General features: G+C 68.2%; 15 protein-coding genes. 5 read left to right on the plus strand and 10 right to left on the minus strand.

Annotation, left to right across the window (positions count from 1 at the left end; translation table 11 throughout):
* Positions 1-26: 26 nt before the first annotated feature.
* Both ACTHN1_RS18245 and ACTHN1_RS18250 read right to left on the minus strand, forming a co-directional pair.
* On the minus strand, positions 27-1,706 hold the full coding sequence (locus ACTHN1_RS18245; RefSeq protein WP_440472340.1) for an MFS transporter: 1,680 nt from the start codon (positions 1,704-1,706) through the stop codon (positions 27-29).
* Positions 1,707-1,716: 10 nt separating this feature from the next.
* Complete coding sequence (locus ACTHN1_RS18250) at positions 1,717-3,099, minus strand: DcaP family trimeric outer membrane transporter (RefSeq protein WP_440472341.1); 1,383 nt, start codon at positions 3,097-3,099, stop codon at positions 1,717-1,719.
* Between the two features lie 333 nt (positions 3,100-3,432).
* On the opposite strand from ACTHN1_RS18250, the gene acs reads away from it, so the two are divergent.
* Both acs and ACTHN1_RS18260 read left to right on the plus strand, forming a co-directional pair.
* Positions 3,433-5,376 carry an acetate--CoA ligase gene (gene acs, locus ACTHN1_RS18255; protein ID WP_440472342.1) on the plus strand — a complete coding sequence of 648 codons (1,944 nt, stop codon included), beginning with the start codon at positions 3,433-3,435 and terminating at the stop codon, positions 5,374-5,376.
* 205 nt (positions 5,377-5,581) lie between these two features.
* The gene (locus ACTHN1_RS18260; RefSeq protein ID WP_440472343.1) at positions 5,582-6,247 is read left to right on the plus strand and encodes a response regulator transcription factor; all 666 of its coding nucleotides are present in this window, start codon (positions 5,582-5,584) and stop codon (positions 6,245-6,247) included.
* 6 nt (positions 6,248-6,253) lie between these two features.
* Here the strand turns inward: ACTHN1_RS18260 and ACTHN1_RS18265 are convergent, their stop codons facing one another.
* Genes ACTHN1_RS18265 through ACTHN1_RS18275 form a run of 3 tightly spaced genes read right to left on the minus strand, consistent with a single transcriptional unit; the run spans position 6,254 to position 9,214 of the window.
* Positions 6,254-6,694, minus strand: coding sequence for an EamA family transporter (locus ACTHN1_RS18265; protein ID WP_440472344.1), 441 nt, complete (start codon positions 6,692-6,694; stop codon positions 6,254-6,256).
* Between the two features lie 40 nt (positions 6,695-6,734).
* On the minus strand, positions 6,735-8,408 hold the full coding sequence (locus ACTHN1_RS18270) for a phosphoethanolamine transferase (protein WP_440472345.1): 1,674 nt from the start codon (positions 8,406-8,408) through the stop codon (positions 6,735-6,737).
* The gene (locus ACTHN1_RS18275) at positions 8,405-9,214 is read right to left on the minus strand and encodes a phosphatase PAP2 family protein (RefSeq protein ID WP_440472346.1); all 810 of its coding nucleotides are present in this window, start codon (positions 9,212-9,214) and stop codon (positions 8,405-8,407) included. Before ACTHN1_RS18275 ends, ACTHN1_RS18270 begins: the two co-directional genes overlap by 4 nt.
* Before the next feature lie 271 nt (positions 9,215-9,485).
* Between ACTHN1_RS18275 and ACTHN1_RS18280 the strand changes: the two genes are divergently transcribed.
* From ACTHN1_RS18280 to ACTHN1_RS18290, 3 genes are all read left to right on the plus strand, one after another.
* A complete protein-coding gene (locus ACTHN1_RS18280; protein ID WP_440472347.1) occupies positions 9,486-10,181 on the plus strand; it encodes a response regulator transcription factor in 696 nt (231 codons plus the stop codon).
* Positions 10,171-11,439 (plus strand): sensor histidine kinase, encoded by a 1,269-nt coding sequence (locus tag ACTHN1_RS18285; protein ID WP_440472348.1) that lies wholly within the window; start codon positions 10,171-10,173, stop codon positions 11,437-11,439. Before ACTHN1_RS18280 ends, ACTHN1_RS18285 begins: the two co-directional genes overlap by 11 nt.
* A 299-nt stretch (positions 11,440-11,738) precedes the next feature.
* A complete protein-coding gene (locus ACTHN1_RS18290) occupies positions 11,739-12,188 on the plus strand; it encodes a type IV pilin protein (protein WP_440472349.1) in 450 nt (149 codons plus the stop codon).
* Positions 12,189-12,215: 27 nt separating this feature from the next.
* On the opposite strand, the gene ACTHN1_RS18295 is transcribed toward ACTHN1_RS18290, so the two are convergent.
* From ACTHN1_RS18295 to rpmB, 5 genes are all read right to left on the minus strand, one after another.
* Positions 12,216-15,668, minus strand: a complete 3,453-nt coding sequence (locus ACTHN1_RS18295; protein ID WP_440472350.1) for a hybrid sensor histidine kinase/response regulator — start codon at positions 15,666-15,668, stop codon at positions 12,216-12,218.
* A 107-nt stretch (positions 15,669-15,775) separates the two neighbouring features.
* Positions 15,776-17,146 carry an FAD/NAD(P)-binding protein gene (locus ACTHN1_RS18300; RefSeq protein ID WP_440472351.1) on the minus strand — a complete coding sequence of 457 codons (1,371 nt, stop codon included), beginning with the start codon at positions 17,144-17,146 and terminating at the stop codon, positions 15,776-15,778.
* A gap of 130 nt (positions 17,147-17,276) precedes the next feature.
* On the minus strand, positions 17,277-18,686 hold the full coding sequence (gene cls / locus ACTHN1_RS18305; protein ID WP_440472352.1) for a cardiolipin synthase: 1,410 nt from the start codon (positions 18,684-18,686) through the stop codon (positions 17,277-17,279).
* Positions 18,687-19,065: 379 nt separating this feature from the next.
* Positions 19,066-19,230 (minus strand): 50S ribosomal protein L33, encoded by a 165-nt coding sequence (gene rpmG / locus ACTHN1_RS18310; protein WP_295378633.1) that lies wholly within the window; start codon positions 19,228-19,230, stop codon positions 19,066-19,068.
* Between the two features lie 13 nt (positions 19,231-19,243).
* On the minus strand, positions 19,244-19,480 hold the full coding sequence (gene rpmB, locus ACTHN1_RS18315; protein ID WP_141455050.1) for a 50S ribosomal protein L28: 237 nt from the start codon (positions 19,478-19,480) through the stop codon (positions 19,244-19,246).
* Positions 19,481-19,682 lie beyond the last annotated feature (202 nt).

Below are 19,682 nucleotides of genomic sequence, written 5' to 3' on the forward strand. Positions count from 1 at the left end.
GGCTCCCGATTCGTTTCGGGATACGGCTATCGGCCGTGGCCCTCGTAGGTGAAGATGTCCCGGTTCTTCGTCTCGGGCATGAAGAGGAGGCCGATCACTAAGGTCGCAAGCGCGATGATGATCGGATACCAGAGGCCGTAGTAAATGTCACCCTTGAAGGCCACCAGCGCGAAGGAGGTGGTCGGGAGCAGGCCGCCGAACCAGCCGTTACCGATGTGATAGGGCAGGGACATCGAGGTGTAGCGGATGCGGGTCGGGAACATTTCCACCAGCATTGCAGCAACCGGGCCATACACCATGGTCACGTAGATCACCAGCACCCACAGCAGGAACAGCGTCATCGGGATGTTGATGCGCGCCGGATCCGCCTTCTCGGGATAGCCGGCGGAGGTCAGCGCGGTCTTCAGGCGCGCGCCCAGGTCGGCGCCCTGCGCCTTGGCATCGTCCTTGGACAGGCCGGCCGCCTCGTAGGATTCGACGCGGTTGCCGCCGACTTCGACATGCGCCAGCGTACCCGGCGCCGCCGCCTGCACGGTGTACGGGACGCCGGCCTTGGTCAGGGCCGCGGTGGCGACGTCGCAGGAACTGGTGAACTTGCGCACGCCGGCCGGATCGAACTGGAAGCTGCAGGTCGCCGGATCGGCCACCACCACCGCGGGCGAGGTCGCGCGGGCTTCCTCGACGCCGGGATTGGCGAAGTGGGTCAGGCCCTTGAAGATCGGGAAGTAGGTCAGCGCGGCCAGCAGGCAGCCGGCCAGGATGATCTTCTTGCGGCCGATGCGATCGGACAGCCAGCCGAAGAACACGAAGAACGGTGTCGCCAGCGCCAGCGCACCGGCGATCAGCAGGTTGGCGGTGGTGCCGTCGACCTTGAGCGCCTGGGTCAGGAAGAACAGCGAGTAGAACTGGCCGCCGTACCAGACCACGGCCTGGCCGGCGGTGGCGCCCAGCAGGACCAGCAGCATCAGCTTGAAATTGCCGCCCTTCAGGCTGTCGCGGAACGGTTGCTTGGAGCCCTTGCCCTCGGACTTCATCTGCTGGAACAGCGGCGATTCGCTCAGCTGCATGCGGATCCACACCGACACGCCCAGCAGCACGATCGAGACCAGGAATGGAATGCGCCAGCCCCAGGCTTCGAATTCCTCGGTGCCCAGCGACAGGCGGCACCCCAGGATCACCAGCAGCGACAGGAACAGGCCGAGCGTGGCGGTGGTCTGGATGAAGCTGGTGTACAGGCCGCGCTTGCCGTTGGGCGCATGCTCGGCCACGTAGGTCGCCGCGCCGCCGTACTCGCCGCCCAGCGCCAGGCCCTGCAGCAGGCGCAGGACGATCAGGATGATCGGCGCGGCCACGCCGATGCTGGCGTAGTTGGGCAGGACGCCGACGATGAAGGTGGACAGACCCATGATCACGATGGTGACCAGGAAGGTGTACTTGCGACCGATGCGGTCGCCCAGGCTGCCGAAGAACGCCGCGCCGAACGGACGCACCGCGAAACCGGCGGCGAAGGCCAGCAGCGCGAAGATGAAGCCGGTGGTCTCGTTGACGCCGCTGAAGAACTGCTTGGCGATGATCGCCGCCAGCGAACCGTACAGATAGAAGTCATACCACTCGAAAACGGTACCCAGGCTGGATGCGAAGATGACTTTCTTGTGGCCGCCGGTGAGTTCACCGGACGGCGAATGCTTGAGCGTGGTCGCGTTCATTCCTCTCCCCTCAGAACGAGTATTTGACGTGGGTGTGCAGGCGCTTCAGGTCGCCTTCGCGGTCATCCTCGAGCGAACGCTGGCCGAAGATGAGTTCCGCGCCGATGTCCAGCTTCGGGAACGGCGAATAGATGATGTTGGCGTGCATCGACTGGGTGCGTTCGGTGACGCCCCACCCGGTGACCGCCACGTCGTTGTCGAAGTGCGAAGCCGAGTACATCAGGTTGGTGCGGACCTTCGGGCTGAACACGTGGCGCCAGGCCACGAAGCCGCCGTAACCGTCCAGCGCGCTGATGTCGCCGTCGGCCTCGGTGACCACGTCGCTGCCGACGCCGAACGCCAGGTAGCGGCCGATGCCCTGGCCGGCGTTGACGGCATAGCGGATGTCGTCGTTCTTGCCCAGGTTGAACTTGCCGGAGACGCTGAGCGCGGCGCCGGTGTCGGTCTCGTCGGCGACCTTGAACTGGCGCAGCAGCGCGGCCACGGTGAAGTGGCCCCAGTCACCCTTGGTCAGCCAGCGGGCGGTGACGTCGGGAGCGGCGTTGTCTCCGCTGTTGAAGCGGGCGCCGGTCAGGTACGGCGTGACCGTGGTCTGCGGATTCTCGATCGAGAACGACCACGGGCCCTTGGTGTAGCGCAGCTGGGCCTGGCGCACGAAGATGGTGCCGTCGGTGGGACCGACGAAATCCACCGCGTCCGGCAGCGCGCCGGCGTCCATGAAGTTGGACCAGGTCTGGCCGGCCAGCCAGTTGTTCCAGGTGACATAGGCGTGGCGCAGGGATACCGCGTAGGTATTGGTCGCCGTCTCATTGCCGGCCAGCGCGTTGCTGCCGCCGCCGAAGAAGTCGGCCTCGATGTAGCCCTTGAACTTGTCGCCGTTGTCGGTGACGTGGTCGGCGCTGAGCCAGAAGCGCGAGAACTGGGCGTGGAAGTCGGCGTAGGGATCGCCGCCATCGGCGTTCGCGCCCGCCACCGGGATCGTGCTGGGCACGTAGAACAGGCGGCCGGACGAACCGTCGGCGATGCGGCCATCGCTGGTGTCGGTCACCATCGCGTCCATCTTGATGAAGCCGCCGTAGGAGAACGTGGTTCCCGGGTTGGCGGCGGTCATGATGGTGGTGCCCTGGATCGGCTGCTTGCCGGCGGGCAACGCGGGCTTGGCCGCCTGCGCGGCCTGGACCTGGGTGACCTGCTCCTGGGTGCTGCTGATCTGGGTCTGCTGTTGCTGTTGCGCCGACAACAGCAGCTGCACCTGCCGTTCCAGCTCGGCCACGCGGGCCTCCAGCGCCTTCTCTTTCGCCGTCTGGGCGAATGCCAGGCCCGGCGCGATGCAGGCGACGAACAGCGCGGTGGCCAACGGCCGCCGTGCCATCGTTGCGAAACGTGTGGTCATAACCCCTCCCGGTTTGGACGCATGCCGTGGTCGGCACGTGCCGGGCAGACTTGCGCCGATGCCTTCGCCACGCCTATTCGCCATTGGTCGAATGACGTCGAAGGTTCGCGGAAACCCCTTCAAAACAGCCCTCGCGCAGCTGGTGACACACTGGTATGCGGCTGGAATTACGACCAAGGTCTAACAGGGTTGCTGCGATGCCGCATGGCCGGATGCGGCAAACTCGGTCCATCGCCCGTCCCGCGGAGCGTTGCCGGCGCTCGCGGTGTGATGGGCATTCTTGTCAGAATCGCATCCTCAGACTTTCGTTCCGCTGTCCCCGGGAGGGCCCCCATGAGCGACATCTACCCCGTCAAGCCAGACTTCGCCGCCAAGGCGCGCATCGACCGCGCGGCTTACCAGCGCGATTACCAGGCTTCTATCGATGACCCGGACAAATTCTGGGGCCAGGTCGCCGAACGGCTGGACTGGTTCAAGAAGCCCACCCGGATCAAGGATGTCAGCTACCGGCTCGACGACTTCCACATCCGCTGGTTCGAGGACGGCGAACTCAACGCCAGCGTCAATTGCCTGGACCGCCAGCTGGCGACCCGCGGCGACAAGACCGCGCTGCTGTTCGAGCCCGACAGTCCGGACCAGCCGGCCTACCGGGTCACCTACCGCGAGTTGTACGAGCGCACCTGCAAGCTCGCCAACGCGCTGCGCAGCCTGGGCGTGAAGAAGGGCGACCGCGTCACCATCTACCTGCCGATGATCCCGGACGCGGCCGTGGCGATGCTGGCCTGCGCGCGCATCGGCGCGATCCATTCGGTGGTGTTCGGCGGCTTCGCGCCCAACTCGATCGCCGATCGCGTGGCCGATTGCGGCAGCAAGCTGATCATCACCGCCGACGAGGGCCTGCGTGGCGGCAAGAAAGTGCCGCTGAAGGCCAACGTGGATGCGGCGCTCAAGCTGCCGGGCACCAACTCCGTCGAGACCGTGCTGGTGGTGCGCCACACCGGCGGCGCGGTGGACATGCAGATGCCGCGCGATCGCTGGTTCGACGCGGTGGTCGACGAGCAGCCGGCCGAGTGCGAGCCCGAGCGCATGAACGCCGAGGACCCGCTGTTCATCCTCTATACCTCCGGCTCCACCGGCAAGCCCAAGGGCGTGCTGCACACCACCGGCGGCTACCTGCTGTACGCGGCCTACACCCATGAGGCGGTGTTCGACCTGCGCGAGGACGACGTCTACTGGTGCACCGCCGACGTCGGCTGGGTCACCGGTCACAGCTACATCGTCTACGGCCCGCTGGCCAACGGCGCGACCTCGCTGATGGTCGAGGGCGTGCCCAACGATCCGAGCGTGTCGCGCTTCTGGGAAGTCATCGACAAGCACCAGGTCACCATCTTCTATACCGCGCCCACCGCCATCCGCGCGCTGATGCGCGAGGGCGAGGTGCCGGTGAAGAAGACTTCGCGCTCCTCGCTGCGCCTGCTCGGCAGCGTCGGCGAGCCGATCAATCCGGAAGCCTGGCGCTGGTACTACGACGTGGTCGGCGACGGGCGCTGCCCGATCGTGGACACCTGGTGGCAGACCGAGACCGGCGGCATCATGATCAGCCCGCTGGCCGGCGCCATCGATCAGAAGCCGGGCTCGGCCACGCTGCCGTTCTTCGGCGTGCGTCCGGCGCTGGTCGACGCCAACGGGGAAATCCTGGAGGGCGCCACCGAGGGCAATCTGGTGCTGCTGGATTCCTGGCCGGGCCAGATGCGCAGCGTGTACGGCGATCACCCGCGTTTCATCGACACCTACTTCCGCACCTATCCGGGCACCTACTTCACCGGCGACGGCTGTCGCCGCGACGCCGACGGCTATTACTGGATCACCGGCCGCGTCGACGACGTGATCAACGTCAGCGGCCACCGCATCGGCACCGCCGAGGTGGAAAGCGCGCTGGTGCTGCACCCGAAGGTCGCCGAGGCGGCGGTGGTCGGATTCCCGCACGACATCAAGGGACAGGGCATCTACGCCTACGTCACCCTGAAGGCCGGCGAGGTTCCCAGCGAAGACCTGCAGAAGGAGCTGGTGCTATGGGTGCGCAAGGAAATCGGCCCCATCGCCGCGCCGGATCACCTGCAGTGGGCGCCGGGCCTGCCCAAGACGCGCTCGGGCAAGATCATGCGCCGCATCCTGCGCAAGATCGCCGAGAACGCGCCGGACCAGCTGGGCGACACCTCGACCCTGGCCGATCCGGGCGTGGTCGACTCGCTGGTGGCGGAGCGGAAGGTGAAGTGAGCGCCGTGGGGACAGGCAAATCCCCCCCGGCCTCCCTTTTTCAAAGGGGGGAGCCCGGTTTGTTTTTCCGGATGGCCTCGCTTTCCGGTGCGCCAGCGGCTTCCGCTGAACAGCGCGCGTCGTCATCCCATCGTGATGTCGCCGACGCATCCCCCCCTTTGAAAAAGGGGGGCAGGGGGGATTTGCCTTCACGCGGGAGAACTCCATGACCACCCTGTTGATCGCCGATGACCATCCGCTGTTCCGCGAGGCCCTGCGTGCCGCGGTGCAGCGGGTGCTGCCGGGCGTGCGCCTGCACGAGGCCGACGGCGTGGATGCGTTGTACGCGCTGGTGGACGCGCACCCGGACGCGGATCTGCTGCTGATGGATCTCAACATGCCCGGCGCGCAGGGATTCAGCGCGCTGGTGCATGTGCGTGCCCTGCATCCGCAGTTGCCGGTGGTGATCGTATCCGCGCGCGAGGAACCCACCGTGATGCGGCGCGCGCTGGATCACGGCGCGCTGGGTTTCATTCCCAAGTCGGCCGACTCCGACACCATCGGCGAGGCCATCGGCACGGTGCTCGACGGCGAGCGCTGGGCGCCGGCCGAGGCGATGAACGCGCCTGCCACCGCTCGTGACGAGCACGAGATCGCCCAGCGCCTGCGCGACCTGACGCCGCAGCAGTTCCGGGTGCTGCAGATGCTCGGCGTGGGCCGGCTCAACAAGCAGATCGCCTACGACCTGGGTGTTTCCGAGGCGACCATCAAGGCGCACGTCACCGCGATCCTGCGCAAACTCGGGGTCACCAACCGGACCCAGGCGGTATTGATGGCCGGACGGCTGGCGGTGGACCCGGACGGCGTGGTGCCGCCGCCGGAAGAAGACTGACGCGGCTCAGCGCTTCAGGCCCAGCACCAGCACGCCGCCGGCGACCAGCAGCATGCCCAGCCCGTCACGCAGGCTCGGCCGTTCGCCGAGGAACAGCCACGCGAACACCAGCACCAGGAGCAGACTGGCCTTGTCGACGGGCGCGACCTGCGAGGCATCGCCCAATTGCAGCGCGCGGAAGTAGCACAGCCAGGACGCGCCGGCGGCCAGGCCGGACAGCACCAGGAAGGTCCAGGTGCGGGCGGGAATCGCGGTCGGGTCGCTCCACTTGCCGGTGGCGGCGATGAACACCGACAGCGCGCCCATCACCACCGCCGTGCGGATCCAGGTGGCCATGTCCGAATCGATGCGCTGGACGCCGACCTTGGCGAAGATCGCGGTGAGCGCGGCGAAGGCCGCCGACGCCAGCGCCCAGCCGAACCAGCCCGATGCCTGACCTGCGTTCATCGTGATCCTCCTCCGCCGGAGCGGCGTGGGACTTGCCGGATCAGTTTTTCACGACACCACGGCACCGCGCAAAGAGGTCGCGATCCGGGTCATACAGCGTCGTGCGCACGTCCAGCAGGCCCAGCACCGACGGGAACAGGTTGTCCTGGCTGGCCGGCTCGGCCGCCTCGCGACGCACGCAGGCGGTGTCCAGCGCGGCGTTGGCGGCGAAGCGGGGCGAGAACCACATCACCATCGGTACCCGGGTCTGCTCCTCCGGCGCGATCGCATAGGGCACGCCATGCAGGTAGAGCCCTTTCTCGCCGAGCGATTCGCCGTGATCGGACAGATAGATCATGGCGGTATCGTAGTTCGTGTCGCGCCCCAGCTGGCCGATCAGCTGGGCGAGCACATGATCGGTGTAGCCGATCGCATTGTCGTAGGCGTTGACGATGGCCTGGCGATCGCAGCTTCCCAAGTCGCCCGATTCGCACACCGGCGTATAGCGGCGGAAGCCGGCCGGATACCGTTCGAAATAGTTGGGACCGTGGTTGCCCAGTTGGTGCAGCACCACCAGCCGGTCGCCCGTGCCGGAGGGCAGCGCGGATTCAAGATCGCGCAGCAGGATTTCATCCAGGCAGCGCTTGCCGTTGCACAGCGCCGGATCCCGGGCGTCATCCAGCTGCTGTATCGCCAGCCCCTCGCAGACGCCCTTGCAGCCGGACTGGTTGTCCCGCCACAGAGTACGGATGCCGGCATGCTCCAGGACATGCAGCAGCGACTGGTGGCTGCGGATCTTCTGCTGGTCGTAGTCATGGCGTCCGTATGGGGAGAACATGCACGGCAGCGACACTTCCGTGCTGCTTCCGCAGGCGGTCACGGCGGGAAAATTGATCACGTCCAGGCGCGACAGCTCGGGCGTGGTCTGGCGCGCGTAGCCGTTCAGGCCCCAGTTCTGCGCGCGCGCGGTTTCACCCACCACCAGCACCAGCAGGCGCGGCCGCCTGCCGGCCGCCTGCGGCAATTGGCGGGCATCCTGGCCGATCGGCGTGCGGGCGGGGCGGCTGCCTGGCGGCGAGGCCGTCACCACCCGGCTCAGCGAGACCAGGTAGTTGGCCGGCGTCACCAGATAACGCACTTCGCGGCGGTTGCGGATCAGCGAGGAGAGATCCTGGAACGACAGCATCGCCGCACCGACGAACGCCAGCGCCAGCACCACCAGGAAACCGGCCCGCACCGCCAGCGCGCGGCGCCAGGGACGCACACGCAGCTGCACGCGCCACAGCAACGCGATCGGCAGGCTGGCGAACAGGATCGGCACCAGCAGGCGCCAGCTCAGCAGCTCGCTGGATTCCTTGCGGTCGGTATGCAGGATGTTGCGCAGCATGTCCGAATCCAGATACACGCCATAGCTGCCCATGTAGTAGGTGGCGATGGCGGTGACCAGAATCAGCACGGCCAGCAGTGGACGGGCATAGCGGCGATGGACCAGCAGACCGAGGAGAAGGCCATGCACGGCGGTGATGATCACGAACAGCGCGGCGGCCAGTTTCCATTGCACCGCCGGCGCGACGATCACGTTGCGCCAGAATTCGCCGTTGCTGAATGCGGTGAAGTAAAGGCTCACCGCCAGCAGCAGGGTTTCGCTGGCGATGACGGGGCGTCGCCGCAGCCATAGCGGCGCGGCCGAACGGGCGTTGCGGCGCAGGCCGGCTTCCAGCGGACTCGCGCTCATGGCTGTTCACCCCGCGGCAGCGGCGCGGAGCCGGGCAGGGCGGCCGCACGCGAGCGCGTCGCCGGCGTGCGTCCCGGCACCAGGATGCAGGCGTACAGCAGCAGCCCGATCGCCCAGCAGATCGCCAGCGTCCACAGATCGTGCGAGAGGAAGTGGGCACCACGCAGCTGCTGGGCAAAGCCGAACAGCAGACCGATCGCCAGGCCGACGCCCAGTCCCAGCCAGCGCAGGCGTGGCCAGGTGGCCAGGAAGAAGAAGTACAGCGCGACCCAGGCATAACCGGCGCTGGCGTGTCCGGCCGGGAAACACGAGGCGCGCGGCAGCAGCGGCGGACGCGTGGTGAACAGATCGATGAACGGCCGGCTGCCGCCATAGCGCGCCAGATCCCAGGGGCAGTCCATGTCCGTCCACAGTTTCAGCGTGCCGACCGCGGCGGTGGACAGCGCGGTGGCCAGCAGCAGGAAGAATAGCGGACGTCGCCATGCCTTCAGGCGCGGAAACGATCCGCTGGCGATCAGCAGCAGCGCCACGCAGTACCAGGCCAGCGTGCTCAGGCGCTTGCCCATCACGTGGATCAGATGCTGGGTGACGAAGCCCTGTTGCAGCGACCAGCGGTGGCCTTCCCAGGCGTAAAGCTGATCGGCCAGCCACAGGTCGCCGCGCAGCGGAATCAGCAGCACGGTCGCGAGCACGAACGCCAGCAGCGGCCAGCCGGCATGGCGGGCGAGGAAATCCCGCCCAAGGACGAGCGGGGGATGACTGAGGTGCAGTGGCGGCGAGGGTGCCTGTGGCGCGGCGTAGGACATCGGATACGGTCGTTCCGGCCCCTGTGCCGGTCATGGCGCCATGCTGGTGTCGCCGCTGTCGGAGAGCCGTCGGAACCAGGTTCGCCACGGGTTAAGCCGGATGAACGCCGACGGCACGCTTCAGCCAGCGTTGTGTTTCCGGGGACGTTGACCCGCGTGCGGCCCGCGCATGGGAGAATGACTCTCGTTCCGACCGGATTCCGACACCGGGAGGCTCAGCGTGGCGGCCGCCGGGCGACCGCACCGGCAATGACGAGGACGGAAACCCCCGATGCGGCTGCTCGTGATCGAAGACAACCGGAGCCTGGTGGCGAACCTGTTCGACTACTTCGAAGCGCGCGGCCATGCCCTGGACGCCGCGCCGGACGGCGTGACCGGCCTGCACCTGGCGACCACCCAGGCCTACGACGCACTCATCCTCGACTGGATGCTGCCGCGCATGGACGGCCGCGAGGTGCTGCGTCGCCTGCGCGAGACGCACGGCAACGACGTACCGGTGATCATGCTGACCGCCCGCGACGAACTGCCCGACAAGATCGCCGGCTTCCGCGCGGGCGCCGACGACTACCTGACCAAGCCCTTCGAACTGCCCGAGCTGGAAGTGCGGCTGGAGGCGGTGCTGGCGCGCAGTCGCGGACGCGGGCGCAGTCGCCTGCTGCAGGTGGCCGACCTGAAACTGGATCTGTCCACGCTGGAGGCCAGCCGCGCCGGTCATCCGCTGCACCTGTATCCGGCCTGCCGCAAGCTGCTGGAGGTGCTGATGCAGGCCAGCCCGGGCGCGGTGACCCGCGACCGCCTGGAGTACGCGCTTTGGGGCGACAGTCCGCCGGACGGCGACATGCTGCGCTCGCATGTCTACGAACTGCGCCGCAGCGTCGATGGTCCGTTCCCGGTCAAGTTGATCCAGACCCTGCCCCGGGTGGGCTATCGCCTGGCGGTGCCGGAGGAACAGCACGATGGCCGCTAGGAACGGCCTGCGCCGGCGCATCCTCACCTGGCTGCTGGTGTACGTCTCGCTGCTTTCGGTGGCGATCTTCATCGGCGGCCTGATCGTCAACGAGGAAGCCGAGCGCATGGTCTGGGAGTCCCTGCTGCGCGCCGAACTCCATCACTACCAGGACCGGCTGGAAGCCGATCCCGGCTATCGCTGGACCGATACCGACGACATGACGCTGTACCGCTGGGACGACTCGCCGCCGCCGCCCAAGGTGCTGCGCGTGCTGGGGCCGGGCCTGCACGATGACATCTGGGTGGAGGGCAAGCTGCGGGTGGTGATGATCCAGGATCTGGCCGGCGGCCGGGTGGCGCTGGCGCTGGACATCACCGAGTTCGAGGGGCTGGAGGAAACCATCAGCAGCGGCATCGTGGTCGGCATGTTCGCCGCGGTGATCCTGCTGGGCCTGCTGCTGGCCTGGGGCCTGGGCCGCGCGATCCGCCCGCTCAGCGTGATGGCCGGCGACATCACCCGCCTGCAGCCGGAGCGTGGCCGCCAGCGCATCGACGTGGAGCCGAAGGCCAGCGACGAACTGCGCGTGATCGCCGACGCCTTCAACGATTACCTGAATCGCAGCGAGCGTTTCGTCGAACGCGAACGCGCGTTCATCAACAGCGCCAGCCACGAGCTGCGCACCCCGATCGCGGTGATCGGCGGCGCCGCGCGGCTGGCGCACGACCAGGACGGCATGCCCCCCGCCGCCCGCGAGCAGATGCAGCGGATCCTGCGCAACGTGCGCCAGATCGAACAGCTGATCTCGCTGCTGTTGATCCTGGCCAAGGATCCAGAGCGGCTGGCGGCGGTCAGCGACACGGTTTCATTGGACGAGCTTCTGCCGGAAATCGTCGAGGATCACCGCCATCTGACCGAGGGCAAGGACCTGGCGCTGCGGACGGCGACACTGCCGTCCGTCCGGATAACCGCGCCGGTGGCCATCGTGCAGGCGGCGATCGGCAACCTGCTGCGCAACGCCATCGAGAACAGCGATCGCGGCGTGATTGACATCCGCCTGGACGCCGACGCCACCGTGACGATCGCCGATCCCGGGCATGGCATGAGTCCGGAGGAGATCAGCCGCATCTACGCGCAGATGGCGCGCGGCCAAGCGCGCGACGGCGGCGGCATCGGCCTGGATCTGATCGCGCGGTTGTGCGAACACCTGGGTTGGCACCTGGACATCGATTCGGCGCCGGAGCGCGGCACCGTGGCCCGGCTGCATTTCCGCAGGTAGTCCCCCGGTTCCGGCGGTGTGGCGGCGTCCCGCGCCGCCGGATTCACCCCATGGGCTCATGCGAAGGCGATGGGGTTCCGCAGCCTGGAGAACGCCCGCGCCCGGAAGCAGAACCGGTGCGCGCCACGCGCGCGCGGGGTTGTCACGCGCATGACTTTGAAGACGAATGTCTTCATCCATCGCGCGTGACTGGTTAGCATCGCCGCGACAGGCGTCCCATCCGCGTGGATGGTTCGCATCGACAGGCGCGTGATCGGCGGGCCGTCTCCACTCCCATCGCACCCCCTGGAGGGACGTCCATGCGGACCGCACATGCCCGCGACCTTTATCCACGCCGCCACCACGACGCGGGATTCAGCCTGATCGAATTGATGGTCGTGGTGGCAATCCTCGCCATCCTGTCGGGCATCGCGTACGCCAGCTATCAGAAGCACGTCATCAATACCCGTCGTGGCGCCGCCGCCGCCTGCGTGCAGGAGCGCGCGCAGCGCCTGGAGCGCTTCCATACACTGCATCTGTCCTATATGAGCCCGACGGGACAATCGATCAATCTGCCCCAGTGCGACGCCGCGGTCGCGCAGCACTACCAGCTGAGCGCCGATATCAAGGCGCAGGTGTTCAGCCTGAAAGCCGTGCCGCAGGGCGCGCAGGCCGCCGCGGACACGCGCTGCGGCACGCTGGTGATCGACCAGCTGGGCACCCGCGGGGTGGAGGGAACCGCCAAGAACACGCCGGAAGAATGCTGGTGATCGCCCGGGTGGCGACCGGCGAGCGCGTCAGGCTTCCAGGCGCTGACGCGCGTCGTGGTGCGCGGCCAGGAACGCGCGCAGCGAGGCCGGCTTGACCGGCTTGGTCAGCAGGCGATAACCGCGCTCGCGGGCGCGCTGCTTCAGCTCGTCGCGACCATCAGCGGTCAACAGCGCGCCGGCCATCGGCCCGGGACTCGCGGCGCGCAGCGCATCCAGCGTGTCCAGGCCATCCAGCCGATCGTGCAGGTGGTAGTCGACCAGCACCACCGCCGGGCCCGCGCTGACCCGTTCCAGCGCCTCGTCGACGGTGGTGGCGGTGACGACCTCGACCTGCCAGCGGCCCAGCAGCGCGCGCATGCCATCGAGGATCTCGCGATCGTTGTCCACGCACAGCACCCGCAATCCGGCCAGCGAGTCGGCCGCGAGGGCGCGCCGCGGCGCGGCGGGTGGGGCATGCGCGCGGGTGGCGCGCGGCACCACGATGGAGAACATGCTGCCGCGATCGACCCGGCTGCGCGCATCCAGGTGGTGGCCCAGCAGGCGCGAGATGCGCTGGCAGATCGACAGTCCCAGGCCGAGGCCGCGCTCGCCCCAGTCGAACGGCTGCTGATAGCGATGGAACTCGTCGTAGATCTGGCGCATGTGGTTTTCCGGGATGCCCGGGCCGGTGTCCCACACCTGCAACGACACCTTGCCGTCGAGCAGGCGCATGCCGAGCACGATTCGACCCTGGCGGGTGTAGCGCAGGGCGTTGGCGAGGAAGTTCTGCAGCACCCGCCGCAGCAGACGACGGTCGGTGCGTACCGACAGCGCGCGCGCATGCACCCGCAGATCCAGCCCGCGCCCGGCGGCGACCGGCGCGTACTGCGCCGCCAGTTCGCGCAGCAGCTCGCCGGCGTCGAAATCGCCGATTTCCACCCGCAGGCTGCCCGCGTCCAGGCGCGAGACGTCCAGCAAGCCATCGAGCAATTCTTCGGCCGCGCGCAGCGAGGCGTCCACGCGTTCGGCCAGGTGCCGCTGCTCGCCGTCCCGCTCGCCGTCGCGCAGGGCGGAGGCGAACAGGCGCGCCGCGTTAAGCGGCTGCAGCACGTCGTGGCTGATGGCGGCGAGGAAGCGGGTCTTGGACTGCTGGGCCGCCTCGGCGGCGCGGCTGCGCTCGGTGACGCGCTGCTCCAGGTTCTCGTTGGCCTCGCGCAGCGCCTGCTCGGCGCGCTTGAAGTCGGTGATGTCGTTGTAGCTGGTGACGTAGCCGCCGCCGGGCAACGCTTGGCCGCGCATCTCGATCACCTGGCCGTCGCTGCGCACGCGCTCGAACACGTGCGGCGACCCCGCACGCATGTAGGCGATGCGCTTGCCGACCTGCGCATCGACGTCGCCGTCGCCCAGTTCGCCGCGCTCGGCGTTGTAGCGGATCAGATCGGCGACTGGCCGGCCAACGTACAGCATGCCGTCCGGATAGCCGAACATCTGCTGGTAACGCCGGTTCCAGGCGACCAGGCGCATTTCCGGATCCACCACGCTGACGCCGGCGGAAATGTTCTCCAGGGTGGTGGAGAGGATCTCGCGGTTGAAGCGCAGTTCCTGGCCGGCCTCGTCCAGCACCGCGACGACCTCGCCCAGTTCCATGCCCGAGCCGCGCAGCACGCTGGTGAGGACGATGCGTGCCGACGCCGCGCCGATTGCGGCGGCCAGCAGGCGCTCGGTGAACTGCACCCAGGCGCGATCGGCCGCCGCGTGCGGCTGCATCTCGCGGCCCAGCGCCTGCGCCTGTTCCAGGAAGGCGCGACGGGCGTGGCGCTCGCCGACCACGCGCTCGGCCAGGGTCTGCAGATCGCCGACCCGCACGCTGCCGGGCCATTCGCCGGCGACCAGCGCGGGGCGCTGCGCGTACGGATCCAGGAACGGCGCGGCGCGCAGGCGGTCATCCACGCCCGGACGCCAGCGCGCCGAGATCACCATCATCGCGCCGGTGTTGACCAGCAACGACCAGAACGTGCCGTGGGTGAGCGGATCCCAGCCGCTGAGGCCGAACAACTGGTGCGGGCGCAACCAGGCGATGCCGAACGGGCCGGTCGCGATCCAGGAGGCGTCGAATCCGCCGGCCTGGGTCATGGTCGGCAGCAGCAGAGTGTAGATCCAGGTGCCGAAGCCCAGCAGCATGCCCACTTCCACGCCGCGCCGGCTGGCGCCGCGCCAGTACAGACCGCCGATGAGGCCCGGCGCGAACTGGGCGACCGCCGCGAACGCCATCAGGCCATAGGACGCCAGGGTGCTGTCGTTGCCGCTGCTGCGGTAGTAGGTGTAGGCCGCGAGCGCCAGCAGCAGGATCGCGAAACGGCGGATCCACAGCACCCGCGAGGCGACGTCGGCTTCGGCATGATGCTCGGCCCAGCCGCGCCGCAGCAGCACCGGCATCACCAGGTCGTTGCTCACCATGGTCGCCAAGGCGATGCTGGCGACGATGACCATGCCGGTGGCGGCGGAAAAGCCGCCGACGTAGGCGATCAGCGCCAGCGCCTTGCTGCCGTCGGCCAGGGGCAGGGCGAGGATGAAACTGTCGTCGGCCACGCCGCTGCCGATGCCGAACGAGGCCACGCCGGCGGCCGCGATCGGCACCACCATCACCGAGATCAGGACCAGATAGGTGCCGAACAGCCAGCGCGCGCGGCGGATATCGCCGACGTCGCTGCACTCAACCACCGCGACGTGGAACTGGCGCGGCAGGCAGACGATGGCCAGGAATCCGAGCAGGGTCTGGGTGACGAATCCGACCGGCGGCGAGTTCTCGAACAGCGCGCGCGCGGACGCGGTGACCGGAATGTCGCGGCCCTGCAACCACAGGTAGGCGAACAGGCCGACCGCGATCATCGCCACCAGCTTGACCATCGACTCCAGCGCGATCGCCAGCATCATGCCGTGATGATGCTCGGTGGCATCGACCTGGCGGGTGCCGAACAGCGCCGCGAACAGCGCCATCAGCAGGGCCACGTACAAGGCCGGATCCGAGAAGAAGCCGTGCGCACTGCCGCCGGCCTGGCCGGTCAGCACGCCCAGGCTCATCGCCACCGCCTTGTATTGCAGCGCCAGATAGGGAACGACGCCAATCAGCGCGATCACCGTGACCAGCGCGGCCAACCGGCGTGAGCGGCCGTAACGCGACGATATGAAATCGGCGATGGAGACGGTGTTCTCGCTGCGCGCGATCAGCGCCAGCCGCTCGATGATGCGCCAGCCGAACAGCAGCAGCAGCAGCGGTCCCAGATAGATCGGCAGGTAGCCGATGCCGTTGCGCACCGCGCTGCCGACCGCGCCATAGAACGTCCAGGACGAGCAGTAGACCGCCAGCGCCAGGCTGTACACGACCGGTCGCAGCCAGGGGCGATCCGGATACATCGGCCTGCGATCTCCCCACCACGCCACCCCGAACAGCAGCGCGGCATAGCCGATCGACACCAGCAGCAGAATCCAGCTCGAAACCAACGCCGCCCTCCCGGCGTCCAACACCGGGAGCAGCGTAGCAGCCGGGCAGGCCCGGCTCTATATCGACAAGGGGAAGAGCCGGCGGACGCCGACCGCCGGCGCCGGCGTCAGCGCGCGAGTACCTGCCGGGCCACGGACTCGGCCTGGCCGCGCAGTTCGGGGATGGCGGTGGTCTCCCACAGGCTGCCGATGCGCAGGCTGCCCAGCACCCACAGATCCGGCTGCGCACGGCCGTCGGCATCCAGCACCCGGCCGTCGTCGTCGGTGGCGATGCCGATGCCATGCGGGCCGGCCAGGGCGTGGCCCTCGCCCAGCAGTTCGGTCAGCAGCGGATTGCGCATGGTCGGCACCCGCATCTCCACGCCGGTGGCGTTGACCACGCGATCCACTTCCAGCGCCAGGCCCGGCTGGCCGCGCACGTTCGCGCTGACCTGCACGCAGCGGCCCACCTGCATCACCGTGTCCAGGCGGCCGCGGTGCAACCGCAACTGTCCGCGGTCGATCAGGACCTGCAATTGCTCGTGCACGGATGCCGCGACCCGGTGCCGATGCACGTCCCACAGCCGCACGACATGGCGCAGGAAGCGCCGCTGATCGGCTTCCGACAGCGAACGCCACAGGGCCTGCCCGTGTGGGCGCAGGCGTTCCATCACCGCCTGCCACGGCAGGCCGGCGGACACCGCCTCGCGCACGCGCTGGCGGACGAAGCGCAGGCGCGCGCGCAGATCCAGCGGCAACAGTTGCGCGGGATCGAAATCGGCGACCGCGTGGGCGGCGTGCGGCTGCGGCAGCCAGCCGTGCCGCGACAGCACGTGGATGGTGCCGCGATGTCCGGTGGCGACGAAGCTCAGCACCGCGTCGACCATGCTCAGGCCGGAGCCGACGATGCACAGGCGGGCATCGCCGGGCACCGCGCGCACCGCGTCGAAATCCCATGCCGACAGGCTGGCGTCGTCGGACAGCCCGTTGGCGCCTCGCGCCGGCAAGGGACGCGGGCGATTGCCGACCGCCAGCACCACCGCCCCGCAATCGGCCTGCGCGCCATCGGCCAGGCGCAATCGCCAGCCGTCCGGTCGGCGAGCCATCGCCAGCACCGGCTGGGTGAGGTGCACCAGCGTGGCGACGCTGGCGTCGCGCGCGCGCGCCAGGCGATCGCGCAGGTATTCGCCATATCGGTGGCGCTCCACGAACGTGGGCGCCAGCGCCGCGCGTTCCCGTGGATCACTCGACAGGAAGTCGAGGAAATCTTCCGGCGTGTCATTGAAGCCGCTCATGCGCTGCACCGGCACGTTGAGCAGGTGTTCCGGATACGGGGTGGCGTAGGCCACGCCCTGCGCGAGCGGGGATTGCGGTTCGTACAGGGCGATGCGCAATGGCGTGGTCGCCGCGCGCAGCAGATGGATCGCGGTCAGGACGCCGCTGGCGCCTCCCCCGATGATGGCGATGTCATGGGCGAGGCCCGCGGATGCGCTGGTCATGGCGGCATTGTAGTGGATCGATCCGCGACGCCTCATGCTGGCTCGGCATCAGCGCCGCATGACAGTGAACGCAAACTTCACAAACCGGCCAAATCCGTTTGGCATCAAACCTTTCCGAAGAGGGATTCCGCTACATCAGCGAGTCGGCCAATCGCGCGATGCCGTCGCGGCTGCGCCGCCATGCCGGCCGCCTGGCCCAATCCTCGGCCCGCACGCCGTGCGAGTGGTTCAGGTAGTCGGCTTCGATATCGCGAAGACGCGCGACGACGGCGGCGTCGTAGCACAGCAGGCCGATTTCGGCGTTGAGCGCGAACGAGCGGATGTCCAGGTTGATCGAACCCACCAGCGCGACCTCGTCGTCCACGCTCAGATGCTTGGCGTGCAGGAAGCGCGGTTCGTACAGCGCGATGCGCACGCCGCAGGCGAGCAGTTCGGCGTAATACGATTCCTGCGCCCACGCGGTCAGGCGCTGGTTGTTGCGCGCGGACAGGATCAGCTGCACGTCCACGCCCGACAGCGCGGCGATGCGCAGCGCGCTGAGGGTGGCGTCGTCGGGTACGAAGTAGGGCGTGGCCAGCACGATCCGGCGCTTGGCCAGATGGATCAGCGCATTGACCGCATCGCGCGCGTTCTCGAACGGATACGCCGGTCCGCTGGGCAGCAGCTGCATCGGCACGTCGCCCGCGCCGGCGTCCCGGATCGGGTCCACGTGCAGGCGTTCGCCGGTTTCCAGGTACCAGTCGCTGGCGAACACTGCGTCGAGCTGGGCGACGATCGGCCCGCCCACGCGCGCGACCAGTTCGCGATTGGGAAAACCGGCGATGAAAACCGGATCGGCGAGATTCTGCGAACCGATGAAACCGATGGCGCCATCGATGACGGCGATCTTGCGGTGGTTGCGCAGGTCCATGCGCCCGCTGCGGCGCCAGCGCAGGCCGCCGGGCAACAGCTGGTGCACCTGCACGCCGGCGGTGCGCAGGCGCCGCGCGTAACGGCGCCAGCCGCGCTTGGCGCCGACCGCGTCGAGCAGCAGCCTGCACTCCAGGCCGCGTCCGGCGGCCCGCTCCAGCGCCGCGGTGACCGCCTCGCCGACCGCATCGTCGAACATCAGGTAGTAGAGCAGGTGGACCTTGCTCCGCGCCCCGTCGATCGCGGCGATCAGCGCGCGCAGGGAGCCTTCGTAGTCATCGAGCAGTTCCACCTCGTTGCCGCGGACCGGCATGAACGCGCCCTGCCGTTCGACCAGCGGCGCCATTTCCGCCGCGATGCCGGTCCCGCTGTGCCAGCGCAGGGTCGCGAGCGGGGCCTGCTCCTCGCGGATCACCTGCGAGGCGCGCGCCTGCCGCTGCACGCGTTCGCGCGAGAGCCAGGGATGGCCCAGCAGCAGATAGGCCGGCAGGCCCAGCAGCGGCACGAAGCCGACCAGCAGCATCCAGCTGCGCGCCGCCGCCGGCGAGGTGCGGCTGGGAATCCACAGCAGCGCGGCCAGCCGGATCACCCAGTCGAGGATCAGCAGTACGGTTCCCAGGGACCAGTCCATGCGGCGCCTGTTGTCGGAGCGATGGCTGATTCTGGCCGCAGCCTGGAAAAACCGGAAGATCGGGATTTGCGGGATGGGTTTTCCCGTGCCGATGGCATGCGGCGGCGAGGCGGCGCAAAGAGCAAAACCCCGTCGTCCGCGGCGCGGGCGAGCGCCCCCTTTTGCCCGCCATCCGGTGGTTGAGGAGCGCTTCAAAGCGAGCCATGGCTCCCGAGGTCGGTTAGGCAACGGGAATTCCGTTTTGCTTCCCCCTTTGAAAAAGGGGGACCGAGGGGATTTGCCTTTCGCGGCATTCCCGAAGCAAACAAAAAAGCCCGCCTTGCGGCGGGCTTTTCGTGGAAGCGATCCGGATGCGGCGTACCTCGCGGTACGCGGAACATCACTTGATCTTGCCTTCCTTGTAGATCACGTGCTTGCGGACCACCGGGTCGTACTTCTTCATTTCCATCTTGCCCGGGGTGTTCTTCTTGTTCTTGTCCGTCGTGTAGAAGTGGCCGGTGTTGGCCGAGGAGATCAGACGGATCTTGTCACGCTTGGATGCCATGGTCGTTTACTCCTCAGATCTTCTCGCCGCGGGCACGCAGCTCGGCCAGAACGGAGTCGATGCCGTTCTTGTCGATGGTGCGCAGGGCATGCGCGGAAACTTTCAGCTTGATCCAGCGGTTTTCGCTGGCGACCCAGAAGCGGCGCTCGTGCAGGTTGGGCAGGAAGCGACGACGGGTCTTGTTGTTGGCGTGCGAGACGTTGTTACCGGTCTGCACACGCTTGCCGGTGACTTGGCATACGCGGGACATACGCACCTCGAAAAAGTTTGATGCTTCCCTTGGCCAGGGAGGCGGCGGCCCGACGGCACGGCCTGCGGACAGACCGGACGACACGCGATGCGGTGGAAAACCTCGCCATGGACCCAAGCCGGAATCGCGCTTCCGGCCGCAAATCCGGCCAGGCCGGACACAGCGAGCCGCGCATTATGGCGGGCTTTCCCTTTGCCTGCAA

Source organism: Pseudoxanthomonas sp. (genome assembly GCF_051953815.1).
Classification (GTDB): Bacteria; Pseudomonadota; Gammaproteobacteria; order Xanthomonadales; family Xanthomonadaceae; genus Pseudoxanthomonas_A.